The organism is Thalassotalea fusca (assembly GCF_053485835.1).
In genome coordinates this window covers 298,001-310,974 of record NZ_JBQRUN010000002.1, presented here as the reverse complement: position 1 = coordinate 310,974, position 12,974 = coordinate 298,001, and the positions used below count along the sequence as shown (strand labels likewise).

The 12,974-nt window shown below is 40.8% G+C and carries 9 protein-coding genes; 4 read left to right on the top strand and 5 right to left on the bottom strand.

Going from position 1 to position 12,974, the window contains the following annotated elements:
* Positions 1-267: 267 nt before the first annotated feature.
* Positions 268-1,440 (bottom strand): cystathionine beta-lyase, encoded by a 1,173-nt coding sequence (locus ACSLUK_RS03655; protein ID WP_448547156.1) that lies wholly within the window; start codon positions 1,438-1,440, stop codon positions 268-270.
* A 176-nt stretch (positions 1,441-1,616) separates the two neighbouring features.
* On the bottom strand, positions 1,617-4,058 hold the full coding sequence (locus tag ACSLUK_RS03650) for a DNA polymerase II (RefSeq protein ID WP_448547155.1): 2,442 nt from the start codon (positions 4,056-4,058) through the stop codon (positions 1,617-1,619).
* An 88-nt stretch (positions 4,059-4,146) separates the two neighbouring features.
* Between ACSLUK_RS03650 and dinG the strand changes: the two genes are divergently transcribed.
* Positions 4,147-6,240, top strand: a complete 2,094-nt coding sequence (dinG, locus tag ACSLUK_RS03645) for an ATP-dependent DNA helicase DinG (RefSeq protein WP_448547154.1) — start codon at positions 4,147-4,149, stop codon at positions 6,238-6,240.
* 53 nt (positions 6,241-6,293) lie between these two features.
* Here dinG and ACSLUK_RS03640 read toward each other — a convergent pair whose 3' ends face one another.
* Positions 6,294-7,148 carry an MBL fold metallo-hydrolase gene (locus ACSLUK_RS03640; RefSeq protein WP_448547153.1) on the bottom strand — a complete coding sequence of 285 codons (855 nt, stop codon included), beginning with the start codon at positions 7,146-7,148 and terminating at the stop codon, positions 6,294-6,296.
* Positions 7,149-7,573: 425 nt separating this feature from the next.
* A complete protein-coding gene (gene pdsO, locus ACSLUK_RS03635; RefSeq protein ID WP_448547152.1) occupies positions 7,574-8,320 on the bottom strand; it encodes a sortase-associated OmpA-like protein PdsO in 747 nt (248 codons plus the stop codon).
* 224 nt (positions 8,321-8,544) lie between these two features.
* Here pdsO and pdsR point away from each other — a divergent pair, with 224 nt between their 5' ends.
* Both pdsR and pdsS read left to right on the top strand, forming a co-directional pair.
* Positions 8,545-9,246 carry a proteobacterial dedicated sortase system response regulator gene (gene pdsR / locus ACSLUK_RS03630; protein ID WP_448547151.1) on the top strand — a complete coding sequence of 234 codons (702 nt, stop codon included), beginning with the start codon at positions 8,545-8,547 and terminating at the stop codon, positions 9,244-9,246.
* Positions 9,246-11,411 carry a proteobacterial dedicated sortase system histidine kinase gene (pdsS, locus tag ACSLUK_RS03625; RefSeq protein WP_448547150.1) on the top strand — a complete coding sequence of 722 codons (2,166 nt, stop codon included), beginning with the start codon at positions 9,246-9,248 and terminating at the stop codon, positions 11,409-11,411. Before pdsR ends, pdsS begins: the two co-directional genes overlap by 1 nt.
* A gap of 54 nt (positions 11,412-11,465) precedes the next feature.
* On the opposite strand, the gene queE is transcribed toward pdsS, so the two are convergent.
* Positions 11,466-12,140 (bottom strand): 7-carboxy-7-deazaguanine synthase QueE, encoded by a 675-nt coding sequence (gene queE, locus ACSLUK_RS03620; protein ID WP_448547149.1) that lies wholly within the window; start codon positions 12,138-12,140, stop codon positions 11,466-11,468.
* A gap of 176 nt (positions 12,141-12,316) precedes the next feature.
* Here queE and queC point away from each other — a divergent pair, with 176 nt between their 5' ends.
* On the top strand, positions 12,317-12,973 hold the full coding sequence (gene queC / locus ACSLUK_RS03615; protein WP_448547148.1) for a 7-cyano-7-deazaguanine synthase QueC: 657 nt from the start codon (positions 12,317-12,319) through the stop codon (positions 12,971-12,973).
* The last annotated feature ends 1 nt before the right edge of the window (position 12,974 follow it).

Sequence of the window (12,974 nt, the reverse complement as noted above, 5' to 3'; positions counted from 1 at the left end):
TGAAAATATTTTGTTAACCATGTGGAATGATTTAAGAAGTGTACAGTTCTAATTCTATTGTACTATATAGCCTGCAACATAGCCTGCAACGACGAACTGTAAATTAATCGTTAACAAGAGAAACATAAAAAACACCGTGACACACTATAGATGTCACGATGCCCTTTACAGTAGTGCTGACGTCAATACGAAAATATGTTTACCTGATTTTCCAGCGACGGCATATCACAACAAAGAACGTCTTTAGCAAATGGTATATCGAGCGTCTTACAGCGCTGCATTTAAACGTTCGAAGCCTCGTGCGAGATCCTCAATTAAGTCATCAACATCTTCAAGACCTATGTGCAACCGAATAAGTGGGAACTTATATGGCCATTGTGTAGCAGTTCTTAGTCGACCTACATTAGTATTCCCTAGTATAAGACTTTCAAATCCGCCCCAAGAGTAACCCATCTTAAAGTGCTCCATGCCATCTAAAAGCGCATCAATTGCGCGTTGATCGCCACGATTCAAAACAACGGAAAACAATCCATTTGAACCTGTAAAATCACGTTTAAAAAACTCATGACCAGGGCATGAAGAAAATGCTGGATGCAAAATGGTAGCTACTTCATCACGTGCAGCAAGCCAATTAGCAACCTTTAATGCGTTTTCTTCATGTTGCTTAAGCCTTACCGACAGCGTACGCATTCCACGCATCGCTAAATATAAATCATCCGGTGATGTACATTGCCCCATCAGATAACTATTTTCTCTTAGTTCTGGCCAATACTTTTCAGTCGCAGTTGCTGTTCCTAACATCACATCTGAGTGGCCTACTATGTATTTAGTCGCCGCTTGAATAGAAATATCAACACCGTAGTCGAATGGTTGAAAGTTAACACCCGCTCCCCAAGTGTTATCTAACATGACTATGCAGTCATGTTGATGAGCTACTTCAGCAATCCCCGGGACATCCTGCACCTCCATAGTGATCGAGCCGGGAGACTCTAAAAATACAATACGGGTGTTAGGTTGAATGAGTTTATCAATGTCTTTGCCGACTAATGGATCATAATATGTAGTTTCAACACCGATGCGAGATAAAACTTTATCGCAGAAATCACGCGTAGGTTCATAGGCAGTATCAACCATCAAGATATGATCGCCAGTTTTAACAAATGCTAAAATCGCGTTAGTGATTGCAGCAGTTCCCGAAGGATACACAGCACAACCAGCTCCGCCTTCGATGGCAACCATCGCATCACTAAATGCAAATGTTGTTGACGTTCCCCTTCGTCCATAAAAATGTACTTGATTGCCGCGATTTACCGTTGCATGTTTCATGTCTTTTACCGAATCAAAAACTACGGTTGACGCTCTTTCAACAGGTGGATTAACAACGTTTCCAGTCCATTTCTTAGCCCGTCCTGCATTGACAATCTTTGTATCTTTTTTCATTTTAAACCTTTTAGTCGCGAAAACCTTCGTCGTTTAACACTCATCTTTTGGCATTCTAGCCATCTAAACCAATACATTTATACCTACATAAATACAAAAACTCACGCACTTTTTTGTTATTGCTTAGAGCGTGTTGCTCTAGGTTAATTATTTAATGCTAAGCGTTTTTTGGAAAATCAAAACAATGATAGCTGCTGATCAACCGCCTGTTCAAAACTGGTGTTGATGAACGGCAATATATCATCTGCAACCGCTTTCAATTGTTTATCAATGTAATGCTGGTAATTTAATGGTGAACATACATGTTCAATTGCTTGCGGGCCTGCATGCGTAATTACGTATTCTATCCAGCCTTTATTTTGATACTTTAATGGTTTACCCAATGCATCATTTTTATCATCTGCAAACCGAGCCGCTTTAACATGCGGTGGCACATTTTTCACATAATGTGCCAATTTCCTTCTTAATCGCTTACGGTAAACCAGTTGGTGATCAAATTCTCCGTTTAGCGTTTGTTCAACTATTGTTCGAATATACTGGTTAATCTCAATCACGGAATCTTGGTCAAATACTTTTTGATATAGTGCTTGCTGAAACGATTTCGCAAGTGCGGTCCAATCACTTCTAACCGTTTCTAATCCTTTAAAAATAAGCCGAGAATCACCATCTTCTATCACCTGCCCTACATAGCGTTTTTTTGTTCCTAACTGATTAGCCGTGCCACTTTGCATTGCTCCTCTAATAGCTGGCATAAAGAATTGACGAAAATGGGTCTCAAATTCTATTTCCAACAAGCACGGTGTTTCAAACTGCGCTTCGATCTCTTGTTGCCATTGTGTATTTATGAATTGCTGTAACTCTGAACCGAGTTTTTTGCTATCTTCCAGCGAAAATTCATCGCCTATATGTACGAATATCGAATCCGTATCACCATAAATCACTCGATGGCCTAATGCTTCAATCCAGACTTTGGTCTGTTTAAGTATGGCATGACTGCGCTTAGTGATGGAGCCTGATAGTCTCGGATCAAAAAATCGACAACCAGTAGAGCCCAAGATACCGTAGAACGAATTCATAATGATTTTTATCGCTTGCGACAATGGCGCATTTTGATCACGTTTCGCTTTGTCCCTTTCCTGCCACAATTGTGTAATGATTTCAGGTAAAAAATGCTGCGTTCGTGAGAAGTAAGCTCCGTCAAAGCCAGCAATTGCTTGTTGCGGTGATTTCAACCCTTCTACCATACCAATAGGGTCAATATTAAATGTACGAATGATCGATGGGTACAGTGATTTGAAATCTAACACTAACACGTTTTTGTATAAGCCAGGGATAGAGTCCATTACGTATCCCCCCGGCGAAACTAGCCCTTTTAATCCATCACCTAAATTAGGTGCAACATAACCATGGCGATGTAACTTAGGTAGGTACAAGTTGGTAAAGGCAGCGACAGAACCGCCAATTCTATCGATTGCCAATCCGGTTAATTGTGCGCGCAACATGGCAAAATCAATGAGCTGCGTATGAGAAAAGATATCATAAACCAACTTGCAATCTTGGAGGTTATAGGCCGCTAACGCCCATTTATTATGATGAAAATTATGGACAATTTCGGCAACTCGATTATCGACGTCCTCAACTTTTTTGCCAACACCTAGTAACGCGTTTGCGACAAAATCTAATGAAAAGCTAGTAAAACTGTAAGTAGCCGTTTTTAGCAGGTCAATGCCATCTAGCACTACGCGACCATCTATATCCAGAAATTGTTGTTCACTATTTCGGTTTTTTCGCCAGCGAGGAATTTGCCGACTGCGACCAATTGCAAAATCAATGCGATGGTGGTCAAAGCGTTTTTGCAAAACATTAAAATCAAAGTTAACAATGTTCCAACCAATGACGATATCAGGGTCGTATTCAGCAAACCAATTCACAAGCCCTTTCAATAACGCGGGTTCATCTTCAAACCAATCTACAACAAATTCATCTGCTCTTATTGATGGATCATCACAGGTGCGCTTTTCGCCTATCATAAAAACACGAGCATCGTGCTCGCTATAGAACCCAATAGAAAACAACTTACCTTGCATAGAACATTCAATATCAAGCGAAACTACCTGAAGCTTAACTTCTGCTCTAGCTGGTCTGCATTTTGCGTTTTCAATCAAAAAAGTGTGATTCTCGCCAGCTTCGCCAATTGATCCACTGCAGGTTAAACCGGCAGTAATAAAACGCTCCATTAGATAACGGTCGTCGGGTCTAATATCGTCTTCATAGCATTTGATATGGTATGACTTTAAATGTTCCCGAGCACTGTATAAGTCGCGCAAGCAACGAAAATACACGCCAACAACAGGTTCACCACCAAATGTTTTTAACGTTAATGGCACCATTTTCACATAGGAAATGTTTGCGTTTTCCAGCAGTTGTTTCGCTTTCTGGTGCGCGTTTTCTTCGATGAAAAATAATGCCAGTTCATCGTTAATCAGTAATTGGAAATTGTGATTATTGGATTTAATCCAGAACTGCAATTGTAATCGACCATTCACATCCAGTGCTCTTCTTGTCAGCAAGAACCCCGTTGGATGACGATTCGCAATTTGTTCTAAATTATTTAACATTAAGGATTCTATTTTTCAGTAATAAACTGTTAATATATACAGTCTATCACTATTTAAAATGAAAAAAACAAAAAGGTCGGCCCGACAGATGCTAAACGATAATATAAAACAAGTCATTAGAACATCGTATAAGCATATTGGAGAAAGCCTGCCCAATTTTAATCCGAGAAAACAACAAACCTTTCTCATTGCAGAAATCGCCAAAACACTCGCAGGTGAGTACGACAAAACACGCAAAATAATTGTTATTGAAGCTGGCACTGGTACGGGTAAATCGCTCGCCTATTCTTTAGGTGCAATTCCGCTTGCACTTTCTAGACAAAAAAAGGTTTGTATTTCAACAGCAACCGTTGCTTTACAGGAACAGTTAGTAGACAAAGACCTTCCCTTTCTGCAGGAACAAGGTGGCATTCAGTTTAAATACACCTTAGCTAAAGGCAGAAATCGCTATGTTTGCCAACACAAATTGCAAATGGCGGCTAGTCCTTCAGACGAGCCTCAGGCAGGGTTTACTTTTGCTGAAAAACCTAGCGAATACGATATTAAATTACTAAAACAACTGCATCTGGCGTTGAAAGAAGGCCGATGGCAAGGTGATGTTGATTCATGGTCTGACACCATTCCACATCACATTTGGCAACAAATTCAATGCGACAAGCATAGTTGCCTCAAGCATTTGTCTGAACATTCACATTGTCCGTTTCATAAAGCCAGAGAAACAATGGCCGAAGCTGACGTATTGGTAGTTAATCATAGTTTGTTGCTGGCAGATCTTGAGCTAGGTGGAGGAAAAATCCTCCCCGAACCGGAAGATACATTTTATATTATTGACGAAGCTCACCACTTGCCGAAAGTCACACGCGACCACTCTAGCGCGAGTGTTATGTTGAAAGGTGCCATAGATTGGCTAAATAAACTAAAAGAAAGTGGCGATAAGGTGTCAAACCTGATCAAATCACAATCAAGTATTTCACCAGCGCTAAAATTGGGCGATGATTGTCAAGAACTACTGGTAGACATGCAAAAAGTTGTCACATTTTTCGAAAATAACAAAACTGGCTATTTTTCCGAAGCATTGAACAATGATAAAGAAGCGCTGTTTCGTTTTGAAAATGGCCTCATTCCTACTACATTGAAGCAATGGGCAGAAGACCTCGCTGAACTGAGCAAAAAGTGCTTAAACCACACCAATAAGCTTTATAATCAATTAATTGAATCGGTAAAAGACGGCGATATTGCCATGTATTTGGCCGAAGCTCAACTCGCTGAGCTTGGTTTTTTAATCCAACGACTCGAAAACTTTAATGCCTTGTGGACAATGTACGCAAAGACTGACAGTGACAAAGGGGCACCGTTAGCGAGATGGGTTGAGTATGTAAGCGGCAAAAGACAAGATTACCTTTTAAGTGCCTCCCCCATCGAAGTCGGATTTGCACTGGAAGATATGTTGTGGTCAAAATGTGAGGGTGCGGTACTGTGTTCTGCAACAGTTAGAGCGCTTAATTCGTTTGATCATTTCAGACGTCAAGTTGGCTTACAAAGTAATGATGGAACGCAATATCAAGCAGTAAATTCGCCATTTGATTACCAAAACAATGCCGTGTTGCGTATCCCCAGTTTGATTAATGAACCCAGCCAACCACAATTTACTGACGAATTAATAAAAGTGCTACCTGAACTCATCGCCCAAGATAAAGCGACATTAGTACTTTTTTCATCCTATTGGCAAATGGAGCAAGTGGCTAAGACATTGCGTGAAAAGCACAAGTTACAAATACAAGTTCAGGGAGAACAATCACGCCAGCACATAATCGACAATCACAAAAAGCGTTGTGACAACGATAAACCAAGTACATTATTTGGTACCCAAAGTTTTTCTGAAGGTCTTGATCTTCCAGGTAAGTATTTAACAAACTTGATAATCACCAAATTGCCTTTTTCGGTACCTACATCGCCCGTTGAAGAAGCGCAGTCGGAATACATCACAGCTAAAGGTGGCAACCCCTTTATGTCTTTGTCTGTACCTGAAACATCTAAGAAGCTTATTCAAGCAACAGGTCGTTTATTAAGAAATGAGAAAGATCATGGCACCATTACCATATTAGATAAACGACTCATGACTAAACGATATGGCAAAGATTTACTTGACTCGCTACCACCATTCAAACGTAAATTGGGCTAGAGCAACCACTGTACTTTATTGTATGCGTGTCAAAATATTATATGCGTGTCAAATTAACGTAATTGCTTTTCGCTACCTGGTATTGAGAAATACTGATCTTGATTATTTTTTAAAACATTGGGGACATTTACCGGCACATGGATGCCTATATGCGACTTGGCATTAATAAGTTCATTGAGAATATCTCGCCCTTCAGCTGAATAGAAAAACCAATATGGAGGAAAGGCAGTATCGGTTATTACTTCCTGCCAATAAGCTCGATATGGTATGTAATGTTCGTCATTTGGATCTGCATCCCCCATATGCATCACTGTTGACCCCTGCTCAAAAGACACACGGAAAACAATGTTTTGTACATCAGCTCTGCCTGGCCAACCAGCGTGAGGGATACGTACTGCGCCAATGTTGAGCCCGTTGAGTTGTTTATGCCAAGCGGCATCACCAAACGCTAAATTAACTGCGATTAAATTTTCTTGATTGATCTGCTCAAAAAATGGTGACAATTTATCAATAGCTTGTTGCGGTGCAATAAGTTTTACATGAGGGAAGTTTGCCAAATATTCCGCTACCGTTTTAGCTGTGAAATGATCATCATGTGCATGGCTAATGAATATCGCAGAAATATTGTCATATGGCGACTGGCCGCGATGAATCTTATCGATGATGTCCTTAGGAACCGATTGATATTGATTGAAATCTTTATGAAAAAATGGGTCGAACAAAATTTTATGCTGACCATCAACTAACAACAATCCCTCATTTCCTAAATAGTGGGCATAGCTATTATGCCGATGTTCCGTTTTTACTATTGTAATGTTTGGCTGACTAAAGTCGTGAGCCAATACCAGAGTCGAAAAATCTAACGATAATATAAGCGACGCGCCTACTATGAATTTTCTTTTGAGCACTTAGATTTCCGTAACAATAAAGATTTTAGTAAGTTAGCGTTATACAAAGTACCACGCAAGTCAATATTTACCCGCTAGAAACTCGAGCAACCCTCTCATTAGCAACAAACATTTTTCTTCGCATGCTCGGGATCACACCTAGGCGGTACATCGCCACTCTTTGCTATTCATAGCACCGCGACTTACCGTAGTTCCTGTACATCGTCGCTCTTTTGTATTTCCGCGCGTCCTGAGTGCGAGGGACGAGTAATCGAAGGGCCATGGCACCGCGACATACCATACTTCCTGTATATAAAAAAGCCGATGTCGAACATTCATGACATCGGCAAACCATTAACAATAAGTAGGGTTGATAGTTAATTTACAGGTAATTGACCTCCTTATTTCTATTTACTAAACATTACTAGTTTCATTTGACGGGGGAATTAGTTTCTTGCCATGGTCGATTCGTCTTGGCGTAGTTTAATAACCACTCGACGGTCATAAAAGCTCACTTTGTTTTGAGCGTTAGCTACAACCGGCGCATTAGCGCCAAAAGCTGTAACACTGATACGTTCTGAATCAATTCCTTGTTGTACCAACGCATTTTTCACCGAAGTAACACGTGCCATGGAAAGCTTTTCGTTAATCTCGTCGTTGCCTTGTAAGTCGGTGTATCCGGATAAATCTAGATTTAGCGTTGGTGTTTGCTTTAACATGTTAGCCAGTGCTGAAATCTGCTCAAGATAATGTGGTTTAATCTCGCTCGATCCAGTTGAAAACTGCAAGCTCATCATCAAGTTTTCAGCTTGTAATTGTGCAGATTGCTTGTAATTTTTCTCCATAGCATACAGATGTTGTTCATATGCCATTTCTGATTGCTCAAGCTTTTGCTGATATTGTGCAATTTCCTGGTCTGTCATCGTTTTCTGTTCAGAAAGTGCCACCTCAAGATTGTCACGTTCATCAAGCACATTAATGTGTTTGGCAATAAAGTTACCTGCTATGCCGGTAAAGAAGGCACCCACTGGACCTGCAACGATGGCGCCTATTACCATGCCAGCACCGAAGCCAATTTCTTCATTCTTTGTTGCTTGTTCACGTTGCGTTTTTTCATTCGCCATTACAGGTGCTGCTACAAGTGTCGCCGAAATAAATGCTGCGGTAGTTAAAGTTTTAAATGATTTGTTCATGTTTATACCCTTTCAAATGTAATTGGTGTGCTAGACAAAAACGACGCTAGCTGTTTGATGGGGTTAATTAAAACAATAAAAAAAGACATTCATTGGGATAAAAAATGGCAATGTCATGAGCAATAATGGCAACAATATGGCAATTTGCATAAAAGCATACCAATCTTGGAAATTTTCGTTATAGTGCAGCCATACACTCATCTATAAGGTAATTATTTAGATTTATGACCAAACGTATTGCAATTGTTGAAGATGAAGCAGCCATTCGTGAAAACTATGCCGACGTATTACGAAAACAAGGTTACCAAGTACAAACCTATGCTAACCGTGAATCAGCGCAAGCCGCTTTTAATCTACAATTGCCGAACCTCGCTATTTTAGATATAGGTTTGGAGCATGAATACGATGGTGGCTTTGCGCTTTGTCAGTGGCTTAGGCAAATGTCACCTACGCTGCCGATTATATTTCTAACCGCTCGCGATAATGATGTCGACACAGTGTCTGGTCTGCGTATTGGCGCAGATGACTACTTAACTAAAGATATTAGCTTACCGCATCTAACCGCGCGTATTGCAGCTCTGTTTAGGCGTCAAGACGCAATGAACAAACCTTCGAAGAATGAACACGTTGTCATTAATGGGCCATTAACGATTGATAGTCAGCGTTTAACGATATGCTGGCAAGACAAAACTATTGATTTGACTATTACCGAATTTTGGATGGTTCACGCACTAGCGAAGAATCCCGGTTTTGTAAAAAATCGTCAGCAGTTAATGCAAGAGTCTAAAATTTATGTGGATGACAGCACGATTACGTCACACGTAAAGCGGATAAGAAAAAAATTCATTAAGATTGATCCGAACTTCGACTGCATTGAAACCGTCTATGGCATGGGTTATCGCTGGAATCAGGTGCTCGAATCCTAATGAGTTTAAGATTTGGCCTAAGAAGCAAGTTATTCTTACTATCCGGCTTTTTGTTCACAATTCCATGGTTTGGTTATCAATACGTCTGGGAAATGGAAAAGTACTTACGTTACGGACAAGAACAAACGATTTTAGGTACCGCACGTGCGCTTGCTACCGCACTTCACGAGCGCCCTAACTTGTTCGACAATCAGGCAAGCTTTTTACCAAGTGTACACAAAGGCAAAGATCTTTATGGTTACAAACTAAAACAGGCAATCCAGTTAGATGGCCTATCCAATGATTGGCCGAATTACGATAGCCGCATTCATTTGTATGATCGTGAGCACTTAATCTACCACTCAAATCCTGCGCAAGAAGACAACCATAGTTTCACGGCTACTATCGGAAAATATGACAAGTATTTATATTTATTTTTCAGTGTTGTTGACAACCAAGTAATTTATCGCGAAAAAAACAGCCTTAGCATAGATAGAAATGATCATCTGGAAATTGGTCTGGTTGAACCTGATGGTACCTTTAACCGCTTTATTGTCAGCAATAAACAACCTGGCTGGCTCGATGCTTATCGAACAACCAACCTAAGTGGTCGTTTTCCCGAAGTCGCGCCACACATTCAAGGGCAATGGCTCACAACAAACCAAGGATACAACATAGAACTTCGGATCCCGCTTAATCGAATTGGCGATAAGATAGCATTTGCAATTCATGACGTTGAGGAGCTAAGTGGTGAAATCACGTCTAGTATAGGCTCTGCCGACCCTTCGCAAGAGGCCACTTTGGGCACTATTTTAGTCCCCTCTCCTGAAATCGAGCGTATTGTAAAGGGAATGAGCCATACCAACTCCAGCATCTGGGTAGTTGACCAGCATAGCCGTGTATTAGCGAGCGCAGGAGATCTCACCAAAGCCGGTGGTGTGTGGCAACGTTCAGCGTTACCAAATGACAATAGCGCCTGGTGGCATCATATTGAGCAAGAGTGGCTCATTCCAATTTACTATAAGTTTTTGTCCAAACCGCCGAAGTCATTCATTGATAAACTATATGACGCGCAAAACCTAACGGGTAAACATATAGATGCGGCTTTAGCTGGAACGCCGCAATCTCAATGGCGATTGACAGATGATCAAAAGGCCGTAGTTCTGTCAGCCGCTTACCCAATTTATATTAATGATCAAGTGCATGGCGCGGTTATTGTTGAAGAAACAACTAATGGTATTAGAACATTACGAAACAAGGCACTAGAAAAACTATTTTCGGCTATTTTGGCGATTTTATTAATTGGTGCAATCGTCTTCTTAGTGTTTGCATCTCGTATATCTCACCGAATAAGAACATTACGGAATCAAGCAGAAAAAGCGATTGATGAACACGGCCGGATCAAAGCCCCGATAAGTGCATCTAGGGCAAACGATGAAATTGGTGATTTGTCACGCAGCTTTGCGCAGGTTGTTAATCGACTCAGCCAATATAATCACTATCTTGAAAATATGTCGTCTCGATTATCGCATGAATTAAGAACACCTGTTGCCGTGGTACGCACTTCACTTGAAAACCTGTCGATGACTAAACTTCCCAAAGAAAGTGAGCCATATATTGAACGAGCACAAACAGGGATTAAGCGATTAAATACCATCTTAACAAATATGAGTGAGGCGACACGCATTGAACAAATGCTGCGCTCAACAGAGGCGATAGAATTTAACCTCAATCAGGTACTGTCGGGTTGTATTCAAGGATATCAGCAGGTGTTTCCTGCAATCAAATTCGACTACACAGAACCAAATAAGTCACTCACGTTAAAAGGGTCACCAGAACACATCGCACAACTCCTAGACAAAGTCATCGCCAATGCGGTGGAGTTTAGTAGCGATAACACCGTTACAGTTTCAACCCAAGTTCAAAGTAATCATGTGGCGATTCACATTAGCAACAATGGCATTTTGCTTCCAGAGCAAATGCATGAACGACTTTTCGATTCTATGGTGTCGATAAGAGAAAGTTCAATGGATCAGCAACCGCATTTGGGACTAGGGTTGTACATTGCGCGGTTAATTACCGACTATCACAAAGGAAAAATCCTTGCACAGAATCATCACGCCCCACAAGGAGTAACTATTTCAATTACCTTGCCAGTAACTGTGGGTAAAACGCCGTATACATAGTGCACTATGCATTCGGCGTTTCGACTACGTTGATATTTGATTTGAATTAACGATTTATTCAATACCAATGTATTTGTGTACTTGAATAGACAGTCGCCAATTATTTTCAATGCAAGTACGAATTGCGAGTTCCGTTGCCCGTTGTTTTTGGCTAATTGGTTGAAGGTAGACTTGCTTTTGCCAAACGTCATGTTGGGTCAATAATGTTCTTAGATCGTCGACATGTTGTTCTGTCGCCACAGGGTGCTTTATCTCATTGGCTCTGTGCATTGCCGTTGATAAAATCTCGTAGCCACCTTTCATATTTACTTTAGGTGAAACCGTAACCCAACATTTATCGCTCACTTTGATTTCAAAAGTTCCAGACGTTTCTAACTGACAGCTATAACCTTCTTCTTCTAATGCCTCACACAAAGGTTTTAAATCCACCATTGCAGGTTCTCCGCCAGTGATCACCACATGTTTTGCCTTAAATCCCTTTTCAGAAAACAATGCGATAATTTCGGCCACAGTCATATTAGCCCATAGCGCATTCTCACTCGCTTTGTTAAACATAGTGTCAGTCGACACTTTGTCATCGAGATTAATCTCCCAGGTATGTTTTGTATCACACCATGAACACCCCACAGGACAACCCTGCAAACGGATAAAAATAGAAGGTTGGCCAGTAAAAGCCCCCTCGCCCTGAATGGTTTCGAAAATCTCGTTAATCTTGTAACTTGTCGTCATACTTTAATGCTAAGGTTAATTGGAGTAGAATGCGCACCCTTTTGAGAGATTTTAGATGAAATACTCGACTAAGTCCCAAAATGCCAGCGCATTATAAATGATCTTAGTCGTTAACCAAAGTGTTATGCAAGCTAGTGTTTTATCGGCACGTTAGATAAAGTGAGAGAATGAAAGAAATGAGTAATAAAGTAGTTGTGATATATTCTGGTGGTATGGATTCATTCACGGTACTTAATCGTGCGATTAAAGATGGCAAAGAAGTTTATGCGTTATCATTTGATTATGGTCAAAAGCATGTCAAAGAACTTAAATGTGCCAGCGCCGTTTGTCAGGAACTAGATGTTCAACATAAAGTTATCGACATTTCTGCAATAAATCAGCTACTTGCTGGTTCATCGCTCACCGACGACATTGAAATCCCTGAAGGTCATTACGAAGCGGAAAACATGAAATCAACCGTAGTGCCTAATCGGAACATGATTTTATTGTCACTTGCCGTAGGATATGCTGTTTCTGTTGGTGCGAGTCAGGTTTATTACGGTGCGCATTCTGGCGATCACGCTATTTATCCGGATTGCCGTCCAGAATTCGTCTTGAAGATGAACGATGTCTGTCAAATTGCTAACTACGAACCCGTAGAGATATTCAGTCCTTATTTAAATGTCAGCAAAACGGATATCTTAACTGACGGATTAAAAATGGGGCTCAACTATAGCAACACATGGACATGTTACAATGGTCGTGAAAAAGCGTGTGGTAAGTGTGGCGCCTGTCAGGAAAGGCTAGAAGCTTTCAGAGACAACAACGCAACCGATCCTTTAGCTTACGAATAGT

Bases quoted from the DNA above. Each gene is read 5' to 3' on its own strand.
- ACSLUK_RS03655 (WP_448547156.1), bottom strand. From the start codon at position 1,440: ATGAAAAAAGATACAAAGATTGTCAATGCAGGACGGGCTAAGAAATGG.
- ACSLUK_RS03650 (WP_448547155.1), bottom strand. From the start codon at position 4,058: ATGTTAAATAATTTAGAACAAATTGCGAATCGTCATCCAACGGGGTTC.
- dinG (WP_448547154.1), top strand. From the start codon at position 4,147: ATGCTAAACGATAATATAAAACAAGTCATTAGAACATCGTATAAGCAT.
- pdsO (WP_448547152.1), bottom strand. From the start codon at position 8,320: ATGAACAAATCATTTAAAACTTTAACTACCGCAGCATTTATTTCGGCG.
- pdsR (WP_448547151.1), top strand. From the start codon at position 8,545: ATGACCAAACGTATTGCAATTGTTGAAGATGAAGCAGCCATTCGTGAA.
- pdsS (WP_448547150.1), top strand. From the start codon at position 9,246: ATGAGTTTAAGATTTGGCCTAAGAAGCAAGTTATTCTTACTATCCGGC.
- queE (WP_448547149.1), bottom strand. From the start codon at position 12,140: ATGACGACAAGTTACAAGATTAACGAGATTTTCGAAACCATTCAGGGC.
- queC (WP_448547148.1), top strand. From the start codon at position 12,317: ATGAGTAATAAAGTAGTTGTGATATATTCTGGTGGTATGGATTCATTC.